Source organism: Actinosynnema sp. NPDC050801 (assembly GCF_040673975.1).
In the GTDB taxonomy this organism is placed as follows: domain Bacteria; phylum Actinomycetota; class Actinomycetes; order Mycobacteriales; family Pseudonocardiaceae; genus Actinosynnema.
Genome location: NZ_JBFAQZ010000031.1, coordinates 41,458 through 61,540, shown reverse-complemented (window position 1 = coordinate 61,540; position 20,083 = coordinate 41,458). Strand labels below are relative to the sequence as shown.

General features: G+C 72.3%; 16 protein-coding genes. 8 read left to right on the top strand and 8 right to left on the bottom strand.

Annotation, left to right across the window (positions count from 1 at the left end; genetic code table 11):
- Nucleotides 1–354 precede the first annotated feature (354 nt).
- Nucleotides 355–2,916 carry an FxSxx-COOH system tetratricopeptide repeat protein gene (gene fxsT / locus AB0K14_RS37435; RefSeq protein WP_360459950.1) on the top strand — a complete coding sequence of 854 codons (2,562 nt, stop codon included), beginning with the start codon at nucleotides 355–357 and terminating at the stop codon, nucleotides 2,914–2,916.
- A gap of 11 nt (nucleotides 2,917–2,927) precedes the next feature.
- Here the strand turns inward: fxsT and AB0K14_RS37430 are convergent, their stop codons facing one another.
- The gene (locus AB0K14_RS37430; protein WP_360459952.1) at nucleotides 2,928–4,520 is read right to left on the bottom strand and encodes an ATP-binding cassette domain-containing protein; all 1,593 of its coding nucleotides are present in this window, start codon (nucleotides 4,518–4,520) and stop codon (nucleotides 2,928–2,930) included.
- A 203-nt stretch (nucleotides 4,521–4,723) separates the two neighbouring features.
- On the opposite strand from AB0K14_RS37430, the gene AB0K14_RS37425 reads away from it, so the two are divergent.
- The gene (locus AB0K14_RS37425) at nucleotides 4,724–5,644 is read left to right on the top strand and encodes a phosphotransferase (RefSeq protein ID WP_360459954.1); all 921 of its coding nucleotides are present in this window, start codon (nucleotides 4,724–4,726) and stop codon (nucleotides 5,642–5,644) included.
- Between the two features lie 107 nt (nucleotides 5,645–5,751).
- On the top strand, nucleotides 5,752–6,192 hold the full coding sequence (locus AB0K14_RS37420; protein ID WP_360459956.1) for an SRPBCC domain-containing protein: 441 nt from the start codon (nucleotides 5,752–5,754) through the stop codon (nucleotides 6,190–6,192).
- On the opposite strand, the gene AB0K14_RS37415 is transcribed toward AB0K14_RS37420, so the two are convergent.
- The gene (locus AB0K14_RS37415) at nucleotides 6,189–6,719 is read right to left on the bottom strand and encodes a helix-turn-helix domain-containing protein (RefSeq protein WP_360459958.1); all 531 of its coding nucleotides are present in this window, start codon (nucleotides 6,717–6,719) and stop codon (nucleotides 6,189–6,191) included. The genes AB0K14_RS37420 and AB0K14_RS37415 overlap by 4 nt on opposite strands.
- An 84-nt stretch (nucleotides 6,720–6,803) precedes the next feature.
- Between AB0K14_RS37415 and AB0K14_RS37410 the strand changes: the two genes are divergently transcribed.
- Nucleotides 6,804–7,994 carry an FAD-dependent monooxygenase gene (locus tag AB0K14_RS37410; RefSeq protein WP_360459960.1) on the top strand — a complete coding sequence of 397 codons (1,191 nt, stop codon included), beginning with the start codon at nucleotides 6,804–6,806 and terminating at the stop codon, nucleotides 7,992–7,994.
- A 42-nt stretch (nucleotides 7,995–8,036) separates the two neighbouring features.
- Here the strand turns inward: AB0K14_RS37410 and AB0K14_RS37405 are convergent, their stop codons facing one another.
- Nucleotides 8,037–9,866, bottom strand: a complete 1,830-nt coding sequence (locus AB0K14_RS37405; protein ID WP_360459962.1) for a DNA/RNA non-specific endonuclease — start codon at nucleotides 9,864–9,866, stop codon at nucleotides 8,037–8,039.
- A gap of 241 nt (nucleotides 9,867–10,107) precedes the next feature.
- Here AB0K14_RS37405 and AB0K14_RS37400 point away from each other — a divergent pair, with 241 nt between their 5' ends.
- On the top strand, nucleotides 10,108–11,295 hold the full coding sequence (locus AB0K14_RS37400; RefSeq protein ID WP_360459964.1) for a S8 family peptidase: 1,188 nt from the start codon (nucleotides 10,108–10,110) through the stop codon (nucleotides 11,293–11,295).
- A gap of 1 nt (nucleotide 11,296) precedes the next feature.
- Here the strand turns inward: AB0K14_RS37400 and AB0K14_RS37395 are convergent, their stop codons facing one another.
- Both AB0K14_RS37395 and AB0K14_RS37390 read right to left on the bottom strand, forming a co-directional pair.
- Complete coding sequence (locus AB0K14_RS37395; RefSeq protein ID WP_360459965.1) at nucleotides 11,297–12,055, bottom strand: response regulator transcription factor; 759 nt, start codon at nucleotides 12,053–12,055, stop codon at nucleotides 11,297–11,299.
- Nucleotides 12,052–13,056, bottom strand: a complete 1,005-nt coding sequence (locus AB0K14_RS37390) for a sensor histidine kinase (RefSeq protein WP_360459967.1) — start codon at nucleotides 13,054–13,056, stop codon at nucleotides 12,052–12,054. Before AB0K14_RS37390 ends, AB0K14_RS37395 begins: the two co-directional genes overlap by 4 nt.
- A gap of 582 nt (nucleotides 13,057–13,638) precedes the next feature.
- On the opposite strand from AB0K14_RS37390, the gene AB0K14_RS37385 reads away from it, so the two are divergent.
- Nucleotides 13,639–14,220 carry a hypothetical protein gene (locus AB0K14_RS37385; RefSeq protein ID WP_360459969.1) on the top strand — a complete coding sequence of 194 codons (582 nt, stop codon included), beginning with the start codon at nucleotides 13,639–13,641 and terminating at the stop codon, nucleotides 14,218–14,220.
- On the opposite strand, the gene AB0K14_RS37380 is transcribed toward AB0K14_RS37385, so the two are convergent.
- Complete coding sequence (locus AB0K14_RS37380; protein ID WP_360459971.1) at nucleotides 14,157–14,456, bottom strand: hypothetical protein; 300 nt, start codon at nucleotides 14,454–14,456, stop codon at nucleotides 14,157–14,159. The genes AB0K14_RS37385 and AB0K14_RS37380 overlap by 64 nt on opposite strands.
- Nucleotides 14,457–14,511: 55 nt before the next feature.
- Nucleotides 14,512–17,235, bottom strand: a complete 2,724-nt coding sequence (locus tag AB0K14_RS37375; protein WP_360459972.1) for an AbfB domain-containing protein — start codon at nucleotides 17,233–17,235, stop codon at nucleotides 14,512–14,514.
- A 258-nt stretch (nucleotides 17,236–17,493) separates the two neighbouring features.
- Between AB0K14_RS37375 and AB0K14_RS37370 the strand changes: the two genes are divergently transcribed.
- The gene (locus AB0K14_RS37370; RefSeq protein ID WP_360459974.1) at nucleotides 17,494–18,495 is read left to right on the top strand and encodes a LacI family DNA-binding transcriptional regulator; all 1,002 of its coding nucleotides are present in this window, start codon (nucleotides 17,494–17,496) and stop codon (nucleotides 18,493–18,495) included.
- Nucleotides 18,492–19,619, top strand: coding sequence for a galactokinase (galK, locus tag AB0K14_RS37365; RefSeq protein ID WP_360459976.1), 1,128 nt, complete (start codon nucleotides 18,492–18,494; stop codon nucleotides 19,617–19,619). The genes AB0K14_RS37370 and galK overlap by 4 nt, the downstream gene beginning before the upstream one ends.
- Here galK and AB0K14_RS37360 read toward each other — a convergent pair.
- Nucleotides 19,616–19,933, bottom strand: coding sequence for a GYD domain-containing protein (locus AB0K14_RS37360; RefSeq protein WP_360459978.1), 318 nt, complete (start codon nucleotides 19,931–19,933; stop codon nucleotides 19,616–19,618). The genes galK and AB0K14_RS37360 overlap by 4 nt on opposite strands.
- Nucleotides 19,934–20,083: the final 150 nt, after the last annotated feature.

Sequence of the window (20,083 nt, the reverse complement as noted above, 5' to 3'; positions counted from 1 at the left end):
CCGTCTCGACCACCCGGGACGGCGCGCATCCGCGGTCGACGGGCGCGCTGAATCTCCACCGAGCATGTTCGAAGCCCCCCAGAGAACGGACCGTGATCGGTCACAGGCGAGCGGAACAGTAAGCGATCAATCCTCGTTTGGGGAAGGAATCCGCTCGTGCGGCGAGCACCGTCGAACCGTCCGCGGGAAGCCGGTCGCCCGCCGCGTCCCGACCCCGTTGCCGTCGCGGTCCCGCCGGCAGGACAGGGCCCCGCAGCCGGCGATCGGGTGTCACCCCGCGTGTTGCGTGGTGCAACGCGCCCGCCCGGCGGGACGATGTGGGGGTAACGGTGTTGCGGTGATCGGGGTGTGCTGGTGGGTGGTCCGGCTCGGCGGGTGTTCATCGGCCATACCTCGGAGCTGCGGCGGTTCCCGGTGGGCGGGTCGTTCGTGGCGGCGGCGGAACGGGCCGTGAAGCGGGTGCGGGACGCGCCGGTGGACATGGAGTACTTCACCGCCGGTGACCTGCCGCCCGCCGAGCTGTGCCGCCGCCGGGTCACCGAGTGCGACGTGTACGTGTTGGTCGCCGGTTTCCGGTACGGGTCGCCGGTGCGCGACCGGCCCGAGGTGTCCTACACGGAGCTGGAGTTCGAGGTCGCCACGGAGTTGGGCAGGCCGCGCCTGGTGTTCCTGCTGGACGAGGAGGCGGTCGGGCCGGGCGTGCTGTTCCGTGACCCGGAGTTCGGGGCCCGCCAGGAGGCTTTCCGCCGACGGCTGCTGATGGACAGCGGCCTGACGGTGAAGGTGGTGCGGACACCGGAGGAGCTGGAGACCGCGGTCACGCAGTCCCTCACCGAACTGCCCACCGCCGAACCGGCCGACGACGGCGACGGCGACCCGGCGGGCGGTGGCGGGGTGAGGGTGTGGAACGTGCCCGCCCGGCTGCACGGTTTCACCGGCCGCCGGGACCTCCTCGACGGGTTGTCCGCAGCGTTGGCGGGTGACGGGCCGGTGGTGGTGCGGGCGATTGCCGGGATGGGCGGGATCGGCAAGACCAGCACCGCTATCGAGTACGCCCACCGCCACGCCGAGGACTACGACGTGGCGTGGTGGATCGCCGGCGAGGACCGCGACCTGATCCCCCAGCAGCTGATCAGGCTCGGACAAGCACTCGGACTGGTCGGCCATGGCGCTCCGGTCGAGGCCGCCGTGCCGCGGGTGTTGGGCGAGCTGCGCCGACGCGACCGGGTACTGCTGGTGTTCGACAACGCCGAGCACCCCGACACCGTGGCGTCGTTCTTGCCCGGCGGAAGGACCAGAGTGGTGATCACCTCCCGTTACCCCCGCTGGGACGGTGTTGCCACGACGCTGGAGCTGGACGTGTTCAGCCCGACAGAATCGGCCCACTTGCTGCGGTCCAAACTGCCCTCCTTGACCGACGGGCAGGTCGAGGCGATCGGGGAGGCGCTAGGGCACTTACCGTCGGCGCTGGGTCAGGCCGTCGCCGTCCTCGCCGACAGCACCCTCACCCCCGACCGCTACCTCGATCTGCTGGGCACCCGTGCCCGCGAACTGCTGCGCCGCGGCCACGACAGCAACAGCACCGGAGGGCGGGTGTCAGTGGCCGCGTCGTGGTCACTGGCCTTCGAGGCCCTGGCCGACCACGACTCCGCCGCACTACAGCTACTCACCCTGATCGCCTGGCTCGCCCCCGAACCGGTGCCGCTGGCTTTGATCACCGCCCACCCCGACGTGCTGCCGGCGGCACTGGCGTCGGTCGCGGCGGACCCGTTGGCGATCACCGACACGGTGCGCGAGCTGCGCCACCGCGCACTCATCCGGGTCGAGGCCGACAGCCTGCAACTGCACCGCATCCCCGCTGCCCTGCTCCGCACCACCGACCCCGACCAGACGCCGGGCTGGGCGGCGACCGCGTTGCTGCTGTTGCGCCACAACCAGCCGAGAGACGCATGGAACAACCCGGAGGTCTGGCCGCAATGGCAACGACTGCTGCCCCACCTGCTGGCCGTCTCCGCACCCGACCGCGAACTCCTCCTCACCGACTACCACCACGACCTAGCGCAACTCCTGCACAGCATCTCCACATACCTATCCGCCAGCGGACAACCCCGCCAATGCCTCCCCCACGCCCGACGAGCACACCAACTCGCCCATGACCACCTCGGCGACGACCACCCCACCACCCTCGACTTCGCCAACAGCCTTGCACTGCGGCTACGCGCATTGGGTCGGTACCGAGCCGCACATGACCTGAACGAAGACACCCTCGCCAGACGCCGACGCGTCCTCGGCGACGACCACCCCATCACCCTCATCTCAGCTAGCAACCTCGCGGGCGACCTGAGCGACCTCGGTCAGCACCAAGCCGCACACGACCTGAACGGTGACACCCTCGCCAAGAGCCGACGCGTCCTCGGCGACGACCACCCCAACACTCTCGCCTTCGCCAACAACGTCGCGAGCGACCTGAGCGACCTCGGTCAGTACCAAGCCGCACATGACCTGAACGAAGACACCCTCGCCAGACGCCGACGCATCCTGGGCGACGACCACCCCTACACCCTCACCTCAGCCAGCAACCTCGCGGGCGACCTGACCGACCTGGGTCAGCACCAGGCCGCACGCGACCTGGACGAAGACACCCTCGCCAGACGCCGACGCATCCTGGGCGACGACCACCCCTACACCCTCACCTCAGCCAGCAACCTCGCAATCAGTCTGACGAACCTGGGTCAGCACCAGGCCGCGCGCGAGTTGAACGAAGACACCCTCGCCAGACGCCGACACGTCCTGGGCGACACCCACCCCGACACCTTGCTGACCGCCCGGAACCTAGTGCGCGTCCTTCGAGAACTCGGCGAGCACGATCAGGCGGACGATCTCCAGAACTGGATCACGCAGAACACCCAGCCCTGACGCGCACGACGTCACAACGCCAGTCGCGGCCAGGATGCCGTGTCGCGCAACAGCTGCCGGTCGTGGGTGGCGATCACCACGGCGGCCGGGGTGGTGGCGAGTGCGGCGGTCAGCTCGTCGACGAGCGCGGCCGACAGGTGGTTGGTCGGCTCGTCCAGCAGCACCACGTGCGGGCGGGAGGCCAGCACCAGGGCCAGGTCCAGCCGCCGTCGGGCGCCGACGGACAGTTCGGCCACCGGCCGGTGCCGGTCGTAGGCGTCGAGCAGGCCCAGCTCGGCCAGCTCCGGACCCGCCCCGGCGAGCCGGGCGTCGTACAGCTCCGCGGCGGTGCGCCGGCCCGGAGGGTCGGACTCCTGGCCCAACCACCCGACCCGCACCGAGCGGGCGCGGGTGACCGTGCCCGTGCTCGGCTCCAGGTCGCCCGCCAGGACGGCGAGCAGGGTTGACTTGCCCGCGCCGTTCGGGCCGGTGACGACCAGTCGGTCCCCGGCCTCCAGCGCCAGGTCGACCGGACGCGCGAGCCTCCCGGTCACGGTCACCCCGGCCGCCCGCAGCAGGGTCGCACCGCCGTGCCCGGGCAGGTCGGGCATGGCGAACCGGGTCGGCGGCGGCGGGACGGCCACCACGTGCGCGGTCAGCTCCTCCTGCCGTCGGTGCACGGCCCGGACCAGGCCGGGCGCGCGGGTGGCGCGGGTGTGCTTGCCGTGGCCCTTGTCAGGCCGCCAGTTGTCGCGCAGCCGGTTCCGCGCCGCGGCCAGGTCGTCGGCCAGGCGCTGCCGCTCGGCGACCTGCTCGGCGTGCAGCGCCTCCCAGCGGGCGCGCTCGGCCCTGCGTGCCTCGACCTGGTCGGCGTGGCTGCCGCCGTACACCCGTGGTCGACCGTCGCTGGACGGGTCGAGGTCGACCACGGTGGTGGCCACGTCGGCCAGCAGCGCCCGGTCGTGGCTGACCAGCACGACCACGCCCGGGTGGGCGCGCAACCGCTCGGTGAGGTGGTCGAGCCCGCCCGCGTCGAGGTGGTTGGTCGGCTCGTCGAGCAGCAGCACCGCGTGCCCGGCGCCGAGCAGGCAGGCCAGCCGCACCCGGTGGCGCTGCCCGACCGAGAGGGTGCCGAGCGGGCGGGTGCGGTCGGCGACGGCGTCGAGGGCGGCCAGCGAGACCTCGACGCGCCGGTCGGCGTCCCACGCGTCGAGCGCCTCGGCTTCCGCGAGGGCGGCGGCGTAGGCGTCGTCCGCGCCGGGACGACCGTCGGCGAGCGCCTCGGTGGCGTCCTCCAGGCGAGCCAGGGCGGCGCGCACGGTGGCCAGTTCGAGGTCGATCAGGGCGCCGACGGTGTCGGTGGCGCCGAGCGGGATCTGCTGGTCGGCGACGCCGATCGAGCCCGCGCGGTGCACCTCGCCGCGGTCGACGGGCAGGCTGCCCGCCAGCACGCGGAGCAGGGTGGTCTTGCCTCGGCCGTTCTCGCCGACGACGGCGACCCGGTCACCGGCGGCGGCGACGAGGTCGACCCCGGCGAGCACGGGCCGGCCGCCGAAGGAGACGTGCACATCGGACACGCGGACGTGCGCCGCGCGCACGAGGGCGGGCGAAAGGTGGGACGACATGAGGGAATGCCTCCGACGAGAGGTGATGAGCAGGAAGGACGAGGTCCGGTATCGCGGTTTCGCGGTACCGGCGGAGGCGTCGTCCCTCAGAGGTAGAACTGCGGCTGCATCACGTCACGAGGTTACGACGACCGCGCAGCCAGTCGCATCCGATTTCCGCGCGACGCGTGAGGTGGTCCGGTACACCTGGCACAGTCGTCACCATGCCGTCGGACGACCTGCCGGACTGGCTGCCGGCCTGGTGCGCGGAGCACTTGGGTGACGAGCCGGTCGGCGTGCTGTTCGAGCTGCGGCAGATGTCGGCGGTGTTCGGGCTGCGGTTGGCCGACGGGCGCGAGGTGGTGGTGAAGGCGCGGGAGGACGGCGGTCGGGCCGCGTCGTGCGTCGCCGCGCAGGCCCGGTTGGCGGAACGGGGTTTCCCGTGCGCCCGGCCACTCACGCCCGCGGTCGGCGTCGGCGCGCTGGCCGTGCACGCCGAGGAGTCGCGGCCCGGCGGTGAACTGCTGCGCGGCGACTCGCCGGACGTCGCGGTGCGCTACGCGGCGGTGTTCGCCCGGCTGATGGCCGAACTGGCCGACGTGACCGTCGCGCCGCCGCTGCCGAACCCGCGCTGGGCGCGGTGGGACCACGCGGATCCCGGGTTGTGGCCCGCGATCGCGCTGCTGGACGACCGGGACCAGGCCGCCGTGCCCGCGCACGTGGTCGACACGGCCGAACGGGCCCGCAAGCGGTTGCTGGCCGCCGACCTGCCGTGCGTGCTGGGCCACGCCGACTTCGAGGCGCAGAACCTGCGCTGGCGCGACGGCGACGTGTGGGCCGTGCACGACTGGGACAGCCTGGCGTGGCAGCCGGAGGCGGCGCTGGTGGGCGCGGCGTGCGGGTCGTTCCCGAGCACCACGCCGCCGACCCTCGCGCCGATCGACAGCTCCGACGCGTTCCTGGCGGCCTACCAGGAGCTCCGGGGACGCCGGTTCACCTCGGAGGAGCTGGAGCTCGCGTGGGCCGCCAGCCTGTGGCCGGCGGCGCACAACGCGCGCTGGGAGGCCCTGCACGGCGACACCCCGTTGTCCGGCGAGGCCGTCCGCGCGCAGGCGGCCGAACGCCTCCGCCGGGCTAACGCCTAACAGCCGGTGGTGCTCCGACTCCACGGTCGTCACCCGTCAGGGTGAAGCGGTAGGAGCCGCAACCTCGCCGCAGCGGATCTCGTTCGTGGTCAGTAGGATCCGGGCTCGTGACTGAGCAGCAGCCCGAGCCGTTAGTCGACGAATCCACCTCGATCGCCAAGCCGGCGGCGGACGTGTGGCGGGCGATCACCGTCGCCGAGCTGCGGGCCGGCTGGTGGGGCGACCTGGACCTCGACGCGACGGTCGGCGGGCGGTTCGAGGAGCCCTGGACCGACGGCGACGGGCGGGAGGTGCTCACCAGCGGAACCGTCACCGAGGTCGTCCCAGATCAGTTGCTGGTGCTGTCGTGGGCGGACGAGGACTGGCCGGCGACGACGCGGGTCGAGGTGCGGCTCACCGAGAACGGTGGCACGACGTCGGTCCGCCTGCGGCACTCGGGGTGGGGTGCGCTGCCGGGTGGTGAGGCCCTGGCCGCAGAGCACCGGGCGGGTTGGCGGCTGCACCTGAACAACCTCCGCACCTACGTCGAGCGCACCGCCCGCGACTAGCCCAACGCGGCGTGGGCGGCGTCCACGGCGGCCGTGCGCAGGGCGTCGACCGGCTCGTCGGCGAACACCAGCACGCAGTCGGCGAGGCCGCCGAGGGCCACGGTGGCGCGCGTCGCGTCGGCCAGTGACGGCTGGTCGCCGACCAGCAGCACGGCCAGCCGCAGGCGCCAGTCCAGCACCCGGTCGACCAGGCCCAGGTCGGACAGCGCGACCAGCTCGCGCACCATCAGCGCGACGACCTCGCGGTGCTTGAAGTGGAAGTCGAAGTAGCCCTCCAGCAACGGCCGGGGGCCTTGCGGCGGGCGTGACTCCAGTTCGGCCACGAACGCGTCGCCGTCGTCGATCAACGGCTGCACGATGCTGCGCACCAGCTCCTCGCGTGACGCGAAGTGGTAGTAGAGCGCGGGTTTGGTGACCCCGAGGCGGTCCGCGATCTCCTGGAGGCTGGTCCCCCGCACGCCCTGCCGGAGGAACAGCTCGCGCGCCACCGCCTGGGCACGTGCCTTCGTGTCGGAGCCCCTGGCCATGCCGCCCAGCTTAACGACCGGTCAGTCGACCCTTGCGCGCCGACCGCCCGCGAACTTACCATCCGTTAAGTAAGGAGGATGGTCATGAGGGTTCTCGTCTCCGGCGCCAGCGTCGCCGGGCCGGTGCTCGCCCACTGGCTGACCCGGTACGGGTTCGAGGTGACGGTGGTCGAACGGGCGCCCGAGCCCCGCAAGACCGGCGGCCACGCGGTGGACCTGTTCCGGCCCGCGATGGACGTCGTGGAACGCATGGGCGTGCTGCCGCGGCTCATGGAGCGGGTCACCGGCACCGACCGGATGGTGGTGCACACCCCCGGCAAGCGCCCGGTCGAGGTGGACCTGGGCCGGTTGTTCGGCGCCGTCTCCGACCGGCACGTCGAGATCATGCGCGACGACCTCGCCGAGGTGTTCCACGACGCCACGCGCGACGACGTGGAGTACGTGTTCGGCGACTCGATCACCTCCATCGGCGACGACGGCGACGTGACCTTCGAGCACGGCGCACCGCGCAGGTTCGACCTGGTCGTCGGCGCGGACGGCCTGCACTCGAACGTGCGGCGGCTGGTGTTCGGCGACGTGCCGGAGCTGTTCATCGGCGCCTACCTGGCGGTGCTCTCGCTGCCGAACTACCTGGGCCTGCGGGACAGCTCGATCGCCTACTCCGACGTCGACCGGATCGCCGCCATCTACAGCGCCGACCACCTGCCGGACGCGCGGGCGGTGTTCCTGTTCCGCACCGAGCGGCCGCTGGACTACCACTACCGGGACCTGCCGCGGCAGAAGCAGCTGCTGCGCGAGGCGTTCGCGGGCGCGGGCGGCGAGGTGCCGCGGTGGCTGGAGCGGTTGGACGGCACGTTCTACTTCGACTCGATCACCCAGCTGCGCATGGACACGTGGTCGCGCGGCCGGGTGACGCTGGTCGGTGACGCGGGGTTCTGCCCCGGTCCGGCGGTCGGCGGCAGCACGAGCCTCGCCGTGGTCGGCGCGTACGTGCTGGCGGGCGAGCTGGCCGCGGCCGGTGGCGACCCGGCGGTCGCGTTCCCGGCGTACGAGGCCGAGATCGGCGACTACGTGCGCCGCAGCCGGGCGTTCGCGGTGGGCACGGCGAGACGGCTCATCCCCGCCAGCACGCGGGAGCTGTGGGTGCTGCGGCAGGCGATGCGACTGTTCGCCCGCCTGCCGCGACCCCTGGGACGGGCGCTGGCCAGGATGAACGGCAACGGCGTGCGGCTGCACGACTCGGTGGTCCTCAAGGACTACGCGCCGGTCGGGTGAAGGACCCGTTGCTCCGCGGCTCGCGCCGCGGAGACCGGTCGCTCACCACTGGATGTCGGTCAACGCCTCCAACGGCGCGCGGTCGTCCAGCGACTCGGGCACGACCAGCGCGTCGGCTTCCTTCAGCGCCGCCGGGAACGTGAAGCCGCACCTCTCCTCGACCTCGCCCAACGCCACCTGGAACACCCGGAACTCGTCCAGGTCGAGCGACTCCAGCTGGTTCAGGTTCTGCGTCAGCACGAACGCCCGCGCCTTCAGCGTCCCGGCGGAGACGAACGCGATGACCTTCCAGTACTCGCGCGGCAGCGCGACGCCCCGGAACACGCGGTCGTCGGACCGGAACACCGGGCCGCCGTAGACGCTCACGCGCAGGTCGTCGACGTCCACGTCGGACAGCACCGCGTCCTCCAGCCGACCCCACAACCCCTGCCGCATGCTCTGGTTGAAGTCGTCCATCTGGGGCGTGATGTTGGTGAAGAAGAACGAGTCCACGTTCGCCTGCTCCGCCACCGCCTTCGGCCCCCACAGCAAGTCCGCGCGCCGCGCCACGTGCCCGCGGTCGAGCCGGTTGCCCCGGTACAGCTCGTCGCCGACCTGGAACCGCGCCGGGAGCCGCGGGTCGAGCACGAACGGGATGCCGGTGCGGTTGATGGACTTCAGGTCGCCACCGTCGATGTTCCACGCCACCCAGAACGCGAACCGGCGCGACTTGCTCTGCGCCAGCGAGAAGTGCGTGTAGTCGACCACCACGGACCCGTTCAGCTCGACCGCGTCGGCCCGCGCCGACTCGCCCAGCTCCGGCAGGCCCGCGGGCGTGCCGAGGAAGTCCTCGTCGAACCCGACCGGTGCCGCCGCCACCCGGAGCTTCCTCGGCGGGTTGAGCGTGATGCCCAGCTTCTCGAACACCGAGCCGGACAGGCACGCCAGGGCGTGCTCGTCCGGGCTGTCACCGGCCTCGCCCGCGAAGTGCAGGCCGGCCATCGTCTTGCCGGTCTTGCCGTTGGACGCCTTGAACACCCACGCGGAGCCGGAGTCGCCGCCCATGCTGATCTCGCCGTCGGCGGCGGGGCGCGCCGGGTCCGGCCCGATCTCGAAGCAGCCGACCTGGCGCTGACCGACACCGGGGCCGTAGTCGATCTTGACGAGGGTGTCCACGCGGCGGACCACGCCGTGCGTCACGCCGGTCGTCCGGCCGCTCTTGACGACCTTGTCGCCCAGCTCGGGCTCGCCGAGCCGGTCCACGGCCACGCCGAGGTCGAGGATCTCCGACTCGAACCGCCGGTCCTCGATGGTGGCGATGGCGCAGTCGCCCGCCGCGCCCAGGTGCGACCGGACGAGCCGGCCCAGCCGGTTGCGGTCGGTGCGGTTGTCGTCGTGCACGCCGGGCTGCACCACGTCCTCGCCGAGCGCGCCCTGCGGTCCGTGCAGGACGTGCCAGTTGCTCAGCACGTACGGGGTGCCGTCGACCCGGTCGTAGACGACGCAGCCGAAGGTGCCCGCGGACACGCGCACGTGCCCCAGGCTCACCCCCGGCACGACGGGGTCGATGCGCGTCTTGCGCACGTTGCTGACGGTCTCCTCCACCACGTGGAAGTCGACCCGGTAGTCGCGTTGCAGCACGTCGGTGGGCACGGCGACGCCGTCCACCTCGATCGTGCCGGGCAGCAGCGCGGTGCCGAGCGCGCGGAGCGCCTCGGGCTCGGCCTTCTGCCGGACGGTGAACTGGATGGCGATCTCGTCGGTCGGCTCGCCGTCGGCGACCTTGTAGCCGATGCCGATCGAGGACACGTTCGGGTCACGCAGGTAATCGGCGCCCTTGGTGCGCACGAACCGCCTCAGCGATGCCTGCAAGCCGTTGTTCTTCTTGACCATGAGCGCAACCCCCTGTGTGTGCGCGCCGGTGGCCTTGCTGTCGCTGTCCCCCGATCAGGCGTTAGCCCTTACGATGCTCGTTCACCCATTCGGCCCAACGACTGGCCACCGAATGCAGTCTCCACCCCCGAGACGGCTGAAAGTTGACCATCAGACGACTGATCGTTGAACTCTGATCGGACCTGTCGTCGCGGGCGTGGGCGTGCTGTGGTTCAAGTCCCTGCACGAACTTGGAGGAGTTGTGGGAATCGGACGCACAGCGGTGGCGGCTGCCCTGTTAGCCGGGCTCGTCGCCGCACCAGCTCACGCCACACCCGCTCACGCCACCGCCCCGGTGCTGTACCAAGGGCACCCGGACGCCGTGGCGGGCAGCTACATCGTGGTGCTCAAGCGGCATGAGGACCTGGCCTCAGCCCGGTCCGCCGCGCCGGGCGTCACGTTCACCTACCGGACGGCCCTGTCCGGGTTCGCCATCCGGGGCAGCGCCGCGCAGGCCGGCCGGCTCGCCGCCGACCCGCGCGTCGCCTACGTCGCGCAGGACGTGCGGGTGCGGTTGGAGCCGCAGGAGCTCGCCGTGCAGCCGAACCCGCCGTCGTGGGGGCTGGACCGGATCGACCAGCGCTCCCTGCCGCTGGACCGGAACTACACCTACCCGAACACCGCTTCCTCGGTGCGGGCGTACATCTTCGGCACCGGCATCCGGTACACGCACCAGGAGTTCGACGGCGCGGCCGTGCCCGGCCTGGACACCGTCGGCGGCGTCACACCGCCCGGCAACGACTGCAACGGCCACGGCACGCACATGGCGGGCACGGTCGGCGGCCGCACCACCGGCGTGGCCAAGGACGTGACCCTGGTGTCCGTGCGGGTGCTGAACTGCCAGGGCTCGGGCACGTACTCGCAGATCATCGCCGGGATCGACTGGGTGACCCGCGACGCGGCGGCGAGCGGGCGGAAGGCGGTCGCGCTGATGACCCTCGGCGGCGGGCTCAACCAGCCGTTCAACGACGCCATCACCAGGTCGATCAACGCCGACGTGCACTACTCGGTGGTGTCCGGCAGCTCGAACGCCAACGCGTGCAACTACTCCCCCGGCAGCACGCCGCTGGCCACCACCGTGGGCGCGACCGACGCCAACGACGCGAAGGCGAGCTTCTCGAACTACGGCCCGTGCATCGACTTGTGGGCCCCGGGCGTGAACATCACCTCGGCGTGGGGCACGTCGGACACCGCGTACTCGACCATCAGCGGTTCCACGGCGTCGGCGCACGCGGCGGGCGTGGCGGCGCTGTGGCGGCACCGGTTCCCCGGTGACTCGGCGGTGACCGTGGCGAACGCGCTGCGGGCCAACGCCACGCCGGGTGTGGTCACCAACCCCGGCGCGGGGTCGCCGAACCTGTTGCTGTTCATGGGGATGATCCCGGTGTAGGTCAGCGCAGCCCGCGGTCGCGGGCGTGGACGGCGGCCTGCGTGCGGTCGCGCAGGCCGAGCCGGCCGAGGATGCGGGAGACGTGGTTCTTCACCGTGCCCTCGCTCAGGTGCAGGCGTCGGGCGATCTCCCGGTTCGTGGCGCCGGTGGCGACCAGCCGCAGCACGTCCACCTCGCGATCGGTGAGGCCTTCGAGACCCGGCGGGCGTTCGTGGCTCGGCGGGTGTTGGGGGCTCGGCGGGTGTTCAGGACCGGGTTGGCGTTCCGGACCGGGCGGGTCTTCGCGGCCCGGCGGGTGTTCGTGGTCCGGCGGGCGGTCGTGGCCCGGCGGGCGGTCGTGGTCGAGCGCGGTCGCCAGCCGGGCCGCCGCGGCCGGGTCGAACTGGACCACGCCCGAGTGCGCGAGCCGGACGGCGGCGGCGAGTTCGGCGGCGGGCCGGTCCTTGAGCAGGTAGCCGCTCGCGCCCGCTCTCAGGGCGCGCACCACGTACTCCTCGTCGTCGAACGTGGTGAGCATGACGACCCTGGTGCGCGGGTTGCGGCGGCGGAGGAGGCCGAGCGCGGCGATGCCGTCCAGCACCGGCATCCGCACGTCCATCAGGACGACGTCCGGGTCCTGCTCGACGGCCAGGTCGACGGCGGCCTGGCCGTCACCGGCCGTGCCGACCACCGTGATGCCGGCCTGGATGCCGAGCAGGGCGGCGATGCCCTCCCGGATGAGCTGCTGGTCGTCCACCACGACCACGCGCACGTCGCTCATGGCGTCGCCCTCGGCACGACCACAGTGAGCCGGGTGCCCGCGTCGCCGTCGACCCGCACGGAGCCCCCGGCCTGCGCGATCCGCTCCCGCAGGCCGCGCAACCCGAAGCCCTCGCGGTCGCGCGGGAAACCCGGTCCGTCGTCGGCGACGACGAGCCGTGCCTCACGCGGCCCGCAGTGCACGGTGACGGTGACCCGTGAACCCCCGGCGTGGCGCATCGCGTTGGTGATCCCTTCCTGCGCGGCCCGGTAGAGGGCCAGCAGGGCGCCGGGGGCGTAGCGGGATTCGTCGCCCGTGCAGGCGACGGACACCCCCAGGCCGCGGGCGAGGTGCCCCAGCGACTCGGCCAACCGGAAGGGCTCGCGCAGGGCGCGGACCGACGTGCGCACGTCCTCCAACGCCCGACGCGCCGACTCGCGGGCGTCCTCGATCGCGCGGTCGGCCGACGCCGGGTCGCGGTCGCGGAACGCCGAAGCCTTCTCCAGCAGCACCGACACGGCGGTGAGGTGGTGGCCGAGGGCGTCGTGGACGTCCCGCGCCACCCGGTTGCGCTCGGCGGCGGCCGACAGTTCCGCCATGGCCAGCGCGAGGACCAGGCCGATGCCGAACATCAGCAGGTCGGATACGTGCTCGACGGACCGCGTCCACCCCGGCACGGTGAGCTGGAAGGCGACGACCAGGAAGACCACACTGGCCGCCCCTACCCCCACCGCGACCACCCGCCCGAACGCGAAGTAGGCGGCGAACGGCAGGAGCAAGAACAACACCCGCGCCATCCCGGAGCCGTCGGAGAACGCGACCAGCACGACGAGCAGGGCCTGGACCGCGAGGACCGCGGCGGCCGGGAAGCGCGATCCGACCGCGTCCACGGCGACGATGGCGGCGAGGCCGAGCACGAACGGCACCCACCGCGTCTCCCCGAGCCCGGCGACCCCCGCGTAGCCGCCGGCCACCAACACCGCCCCGCACAGCAGGGGCGACAACCACGACAGAGGACGCACACCCGCAGGCTACGTGGCACACCGCGTTCCGGATCCTCTCCGCCGACCCACCGGCCCGACCCCGGACGCCTCCACGAACGGGTGAATCTCGCGGATCCGTGAAAAACCCATGCAGAAAACGCCGTTATCGACGAAGTCGAACGTCGGTTGAAACAACGAGGCCGCGACCAACCACCCGACCGCCCAAAACCACCCCACCCCGGCACGCCCCACCCCCGCCACCATGCCTCGCCACACCGCCATACCGCCCCGCCCCACCACACCGCCCAGCCCCACCACACCGCCGGGCCTCGCCACACCACCCAGCCAGCCCCGCCACACCACCCAGCCACGCGACCCAGCCCCGCGACCCGGCCCGCTACCCAGCATGCGACCCAGGCCCGCCACACCACCCACCCGCCACCCGCCACCCGCCGCCCGCCACACCACCCGCCCGCCACCCGCCGCCCTGCCCCTGCCCCGCCCCGGACCCAGACCCGGACCCAGGGCAGGGGGCAGGGGGCGGCACGTGTCGATCGGCACCCCGGGAAGTGGCCGGTCGGCACTCCCGGTGGGCCGGGGCGCGCTCCTAGCGTTCCCGGCATGACGTTGCTGTTGCGATTCGGCGCCCTCTGCGGCGCGCTGTCGGGCCTGTTCATCGCCCTGCCGGGAGCAGTCGAGGGGTTCGTCGGGGAGACGACCGCCACGAGCCTCGTGATCGGGGTGTCGCCCGCGTTGGCGGCGCCGCTGCTCACCGCGCTGTACCTGAAGCAGCCGAGGACCACGTTGGGCGCCGTGGGGTACGTGGTGAACTTCGTGGGCCTCGGGCTGTTCGGGGCGGCCGCCTACGCGTTGAACATCGTCCTGTTCCACCTCGACGAACCGGTGCTCGCCGCGCCGACCGTGGCCGTCCTGACGGCCAGCGCGCTGATCTTCGCCATCGGCACGGTGCTGTTCGCGATCAGCATGATCAAGGCCCGCGTCCACCCGCCGATCCCGGTGTGGACCTACGCCGTCGCGCTGCCCGTCTTCACCTTCGCCGCACGGCTGCCGGACACCCCGCTGACCAGCGCGCTGCACGTCGTCGTCGGTGGCGCGCTGCTGTGGCTCGCCCTGTCCGTCTACCCGCCGGCGACGCGACCGGCGGCGAACAGCAGCAGCACGATCACCGCGAGCGCCGCGTAGGGCACGAACACTCGCGGCCGGCCACGGGTGCCGGCCCACGTCAGCACCACCGACACCGCCCACACCAGCGCGGTGCCGCCGGCCGCCACGATCATCGGCAGCCGACCGTACGAGCAGACGCCCGACACCGAGTACTCGCAACTGCCCGTCGGCGTGAACGCCATCAACCCGTACACCATGGCGATCGGCGCGAGGACGCACAGCAGCACCGTGCCGAGCACGGCGGGACCTTTCATGGACCCGCACGGTAGCAGCACCACCGTGCGGGTCCACAAAGGACTCACCGACCCGCTACGGTGCCCAGGGCGCGGTCACGGCCCAGCTCACGTCCGCGTCGTAGGACGTCGGGTTGTCGTACACGTGGGCACCGCCGTTGACCGCCACCCACACCTCCTCCGCGTAGTGCCGCACGCTGGCGCCGAGCTCGTTGACCGACGCCAACCGCACGCCGCCGGCGCCGGGCTGGGCGCAGAACGTGGCGTCCCGACGGAACAGGTCGCTGCCGTCCGACGCGCCCAGCCTCACCCGGAAAGCCGCGTGCCGCAGGTACTGGCCCGGGAGGTTGCGCGACTCGAACGAGTAGCACGACGGCTCCGACAGGCCACGCCGCACGATGAACGTCGCGTCGGCCTTGAGCAACGCGTCGCTGCCCGCGCCCACCACGTCGGTGCGCGCGAGTGCGTCGCGGTGCCGCAGGTACCGGTCGGTGAAGCCGGGCGTGGTCACCCGGAACGACCGCGCCTGGTCCAGCGGCAGGTCCGCGCCGCTGCGCCACAGCGGGACGACCGCCGCCCACGTCGTGTCCGCCGCGAAGCTCGTCGGGCTGTCCCAGGGGTTCGTCCCGCTCGACCGCGCCAGGTACACACCCTCCTGGTAGTGCCGGATGAAGTGGCCGGGCAGGTTGCGCGACTCCAGGAGCGTGCCGCCGTTGCCGGAGCGCGCGCAGAACGTGGCGTCCCCGGCGAACCCGGCCGACCCGTCGTTGACGTCCGACCGCACCCGGGACGCCGAGTGCCGCAGGAACCGCCCCGGGAAGTTGCGCGACTCGAACGACAGGCAGGCCGCGTCGGACAACCCGGGCCTGGCCCAGAACGTGGCATCCAACCGGCCGGTGTCGTCGCCGATCACGTCGGTGCGCGCCAGCGCGTCGCGGTGGCGCAGGTGCCGGTCGGTGAAGCCGGCGGTGGTGACCCTCAGCGAGATCGCCTCGCCGCGCCCGACCTCGGTGCCGCTCGCGATCGCCAGCACCCGCCGGTTGACCTCGCGCACCCGCGCCTCGGTCATCTTCAGCACCTGGCGGTCGTAGGTGTAGAAGCCGTTGACCTCGTTCTCCACGTCGTAGGGTTCGGTGTAGACCGACGCGGACAGCCCGCGCGAGTGCACGAACCGGCCGACCTCCTTGGTGATCTCCACGTACCGGCCGGTGAGGGACGTCTCGTCGGGGAACAGCTCGCCGTAGGCGAAGCCGGCGCCCGGCTGCCACTCGTGGCCGACGACGCGCCGGCCCAGCCCGCCGAACTCGCCGAGCACCGCGATGCGGTTGGCGTCGGGCAGCCGGGTGGCGCTGGACATCTGGTAGGCGTGGTCGTCGATGACGTCGCCGTTGCCCGGGTCGGGGTCGGAGACGCAGCAGTTGGAGCCGGAGTTGTGGTTGATCGGCCGGGTGTTGTCGATCGACCGGACGAGGTTGACGATCCGGCCGGCGTCGTACTCGCCCCAGCCCTCGTTGAACGGCACCCACTGCACGATCGACGTGATGCCCTTGAGCTGCTCGATCATCCGGCGCAGCTCGGACTCGAAGTGCGTGCGCCCGTTGGGCACGTCGTCGACCGCGTCCAGCGACGGCATGTCCTGCCACACCATCAGCCCGAGCCGGTCGGCGTGGTAGAACCAGCGGGCGGGCTCGACCTTGATGTGCTTGCGCACCATGTTGAAGCCCAACGCCTTCTGCCGCTCCAGGTCGAACCGCAGCGCGGCGTCGGTGGGCGCGGTGTAGATGCCGTCGGGCCAGTAGCCCTGGTCGAGGGTGCCGAGCTGGAACACGAACTTGCCGTTGAGCAGCGGGCGCACCACACCGCCGACCACCGCCTTGCCCAGCGACCTCATGCCGAAGTAGCCGGTGACGACGTCGCCGCCCAGGGTGACCCGCAGGTCGTAGAGGAACGGGTCGTCCGGCGACCACAGCCTGGCGTCGGGCACGGGCACGCGCAGGTGCGCGCCCACCGTGCCGGTGGCGGTGCCGACGACCCGGCCTGCGGTGAGCACCTCGGCCCGCACCGGTTGGCCGGCGGTGCCCTGCACGACCAGGTCGAGCACGCCCGCCGGCACGTCCGGTGTGGTGTCGAGGCGGGTGACGTGGTTGGCGGCGACCGGTTCGAGCCACACCGTCTGCCAGATGCCGGACGCGGCGGTGTAGAAGATGCCGCTCGGGTTGCGGCGCTGCTTGCCGATCGGGTACTGGCTGCCGTCGACGGTCGACCGCACACCGACGATGACCTCGTTGGCGCCGGCCCGCAGGGCGTCGGTGACGTCGAACGAGAACGCGTCGAAGCCGCCGGTGTGGACGCCGACGGCGACACCGTTCACCCAGACGCGGGTCTCCCAGGTCACCGCGCCGAAGTTGAGCTTCACCCGGCGGCCGTTCCAGCCGGCCGGCGTGGTGAACGTGCGGCGGTAGAACATGTGGTCCTCGTGCCGCTTGATCCCGGACAGCGCGGACTCGATCGGGTAGGGCACCAGGACGCCCTCGGCGAGGGTGCGGCCGAACGGTGGCGAGGACAGGTTGGGCGCGCCGGCGAACTCCCAGACGCCGTTGAGGTTGAGCCAGTCGGACCGGACCAGCTGCGGGCGCGGGTACTCGGGCAACGCGTTGGTCGGCGACACCTGCCCCGTCCACGGGGTGGTGAGGGGCGCCGGTTTGGGCTGCCAGACCGCCGCGGAGGCGGTGCCGGGCAGCGCGATGACGAGGGTGCTCAGGACCAGGAGTCCGGTCAGACCGGACAACAGCTTGCGCATGGTGGCTCCACGGTCGGCAGGGTGCTGGTGACGTGGGTGCTCGTGACTCGGGTGCTGGATGACGTGGGCGCTCGGCGATGTGGGCGCCGGCGATGTCGGTGGTGGGTGACCTGGGTCACTTCCCGTTCTTACATCGTTGATACAACGTTGTAAAGGTCTGCGCGGGCCGGCTACCATCCCGGTCGTTGCCGAGATTCGCCCGTGCCGGGATCGGCCGCCGGGCGACCGAGCACCCGACCAGAGCACCGGAGGTGCCGCTTGGCCACGCTCAAGGACGTCGCCGCGCTGGCGGGCGTGTCGGTGAAGACGGTGTCGAACGTGGTCAACGGCTACGCGTTCGTGAAGCCGGAGAACCGCCGCCGGGTCGAGGAGGCGCTGCTCACCACCGGCTACCGGCCCAACCTGGGCGCGCGCAACCTGCGCCGCGGCCGGACCGGCTCGCTGGCCCTGGTGCTGCCGGAGCTGGTCGTGCCGTACTTCGCGGAGCTGGCCGGGCTGGTGCTCGACGCGGCGCAGGAGCACGAGTGGAACGTGCTGATCGAGCAGACCCTGGGCACCCGCGAGGGTGAGCGGGACACGTTGGCCTCGCTCGGCCCGCACATGATCGACGGCGCGATCGTGAGCCCGGAGGCGTTGGAGGCGCGGGACTTCGGCGAGCTGGCGCCGGGCATCCCGGTGGTGATGCTCGGCGAGCACTCGGTGGACCTGCCGATCGACCACGTCGGCATCGACAACGTGGAGGCGGCGCGGGTGGCCGTGGCGCACCTGGTCGACCTGGGCCGCAAGAGGATCGCGGCGATCGGCGCGCACCCGCACCGCGGCACGGCGGCGCAACGCCTGGAGGGCTACCGGCTGGCGCTGGCCGAGGCGGGCCTGCCGGTGCGCGACGAGCTGGTGGCGACGGCCTTGAACTACCACCGGCGTGACGGTGCCGGGGCGATGGCGCGGTTGCTGGCCGCGCACGAGCCGCCGGACGCGGTGTTCTGCTTCAACGACCTGCTGGCGGTCGGCGCGGTGCGCGCCGCGGCGGAGCGCGGTGTGCGCGTGCCCGCCGACGTGGCGGTAGTCGGGTTCGACAACACCGAGGAGGGCGCCTACAGCCTGCCCTCGTTGACCACGGTCGCGCCGGACAAGGTCGCGATCGCGCGGGCCGCGGTGGACCTGCTGCGCAAGCGCGTGGACGACCCGGAGCGGCCGCCGGAGCACCTGCGGACGCCGTTCTCGTTGGTGGTCCGGGAGAGCACGAGGGGTGACGGATGACGCGTGACGGGGTCTTCGAGGCGCCGGGTCGGATCAACCTGATCGGCGAGCACACCGACTACAACGACGGTTTCGTGCTGCCGATCGCGTTGCCGCACGTCGTGCGGATCACCGCCGCCCGCCGGGACGACGGGGTGCTGCGGGTGGCGTCGCGCCAGGCGAGCGGTGTGGCCGAGCTGCGCGTGGTCGACCTCGCGCCGGGCGTGGTGACCGGGTGGGCCGCCTACGTGGCGGGTGTGGTGTGGGCGTTGCGCGAGGAGGGGCACCGGATCGGCGGTTTCGGCCTGCTGGTGGACGGCCGGGTGCCGCTGGGCGCCGGGTTGTCGTCGTCGGCGGCCTTGGAGAGCGCCACCGCGCTGGCGGTGACGGAGTTGTCCGGTGTCGCGTTGGACCGCCGCACGCTCGCGCGGATCGCGCAGCGCGCGGAGAACGAGTTCGTGGGCATGCCGTGCGGGATCATGGACCAGTCGGCGTCACTGCTGGCCCGCGAACGGCACGCGTTGCTGCTCGACACGCGCACGATGGCGACCGAGCACATCCCGTTCGACCTGGCGCCGGCCGGGCTCACGCTGCTGGTGGTGGACACGAAGGCGCCGCACCGGCTGGTGGACGGCGAGTACGCGGCGCGACGGCGCGACTGCCACCGCGCGGCGGAACTGCTGGGCGTGCCCGCGCTGCGCGACCTCGACCGCGCCGAGCACGACCTGCCCGACCGCCTCGCCCGCCGGGTGCGGCACGTGGTCGGCGAGAACCGGCGGGTGCTGGAGGTGGCGGAACTGCTCCGCGCCGACCGCATCCGCGACATCGGCCCGCTGCTGACCGCCTCGCACGCGTCACTGCGGGACGACTACGACGTGACCGTGCCGGAGCTGGACGTGGCGGTGGAGGCGTTGCTGACGGCGGGCGCGCTGGGCGCCCGGATGACCGGCGGCGGCTTCGGCGGCTGCGTCATCTCACTGGTGGAGGCGACCGCCGTCGAAGCCTGTGCCGCGGCCGTCCGCACCTCGTTCGCCGAACACGGCTTCGCCACCCCCGACTGCTGGACCGCGACCGCGGCGGCCGGGGCACGCCGGGCGGACCACCTCCCGGCGGCGTCGAGTGGCTGTCGAGCAGCTACCGCCTAGGCGCCGGGTACCCGGTAGTCCGGGATCCTGGTCCGCGCCTCGTCCATCTCCGCTGCGGTCAGCAGCGGGGTCGTGCTGAGCTGGACGCTGCCGCTCTGGTTGACCACGAGCGACAGTGCGGCAGCCGCGGAGGGCTCGGCGTCGACGACGATGACCACGTCGTCCGGACCGTAGGCGAAGTAGAACGCCTCGACCTTCCCACCGATGGACTCCGCGAGGGTGCGAACGTAGGCCTCACGCACGGCGAAGCCCTCTTTGACCACACCCTGGAAGCCCGCCGGTGTGTATTTGGCGTGGATCAGGAATTTCGCCATGGTGCACCTCGTCGATCAGAAGTTGTCGGGTGCTCCCCCACCGCCAAGGTAGGTCCGCGGTCGAGTGACCACCACTCGACTGCGGACACCCGCCCTCCGGGTCACCCGTCCGAAGTGCCGGGCCGAAGCGACCGCATGGGACTTCCACAT

What these genes read in the sequence shown, in the direction of transcription:
- AB0K14_RS37430 (WP_360459952.1), bottom strand. Translation starts at nt 4,520, where the DNA reads ATGTCGTCCCACCTTTCGCCCGCCCTCGTGCGCGCGGCGCACGTCCGC.
- AB0K14_RS37425 (WP_360459954.1), top strand. Translation starts at nt 4,724, where the DNA reads ATGCCGTCGGACGACCTGCCGGACTGGCTGCCGGCCTGGTGCGCGGAG.
- AB0K14_RS37415 (WP_360459958.1), bottom strand. Translation starts at nt 6,719, where the DNA reads ATGGCCAGGGGCTCCGACACGAAGGCACGTGCCCAGGCGGTGGCGCGC.
- AB0K14_RS37410 (WP_360459960.1), top strand. Translation starts at nt 6,804, where the DNA reads ATGAGGGTTCTCGTCTCCGGCGCCAGCGTCGCCGGGCCGGTGCTCGCC.
- AB0K14_RS37405 (WP_360459962.1), bottom strand. Translation starts at nt 9,866, where the DNA reads ATGGTCAAGAAGAACAACGGCTTGCAGGCATCGCTGAGGCGGTTCGTG.
- AB0K14_RS37395 (WP_360459965.1), bottom strand. Translation starts at nt 12,055, where the DNA reads ATGAGCGACGTGCGCGTGGTCGTGGTGGACGACCAGCAGCTCATCCGG.
- AB0K14_RS37385 (WP_360459969.1), top strand. Translation starts at nt 13,639, where the DNA reads ATGACGTTGCTGTTGCGATTCGGCGCCCTCTGCGGCGCGCTGTCGGGC.
- AB0K14_RS37380 (WP_360459971.1), bottom strand. Translation starts at nt 14,456, where the DNA reads ATGAAAGGTCCCGCCGTGCTCGGCACGGTGCTGCTGTGCGTCCTCGCG.
- AB0K14_RS37375 (WP_360459972.1), bottom strand. Translation starts at nt 17,235, where the DNA reads ATGCGCAAGCTGTTGTCCGGTCTGACCGGACTCCTGGTCCTGAGCACC.
- galK (WP_360459976.1), top strand. Translation starts at nt 18,492, where the DNA reads ATGACGCGTGACGGGGTCTTCGAGGCGCCGGGTCGGATCAACCTGATC.
- AB0K14_RS37360 (WP_360459978.1), bottom strand. Translation starts at nt 19,933, where the DNA reads ATGGCGAAATTCCTGATCCACGCCAAATACACACCGGCGGGCTTCCAG.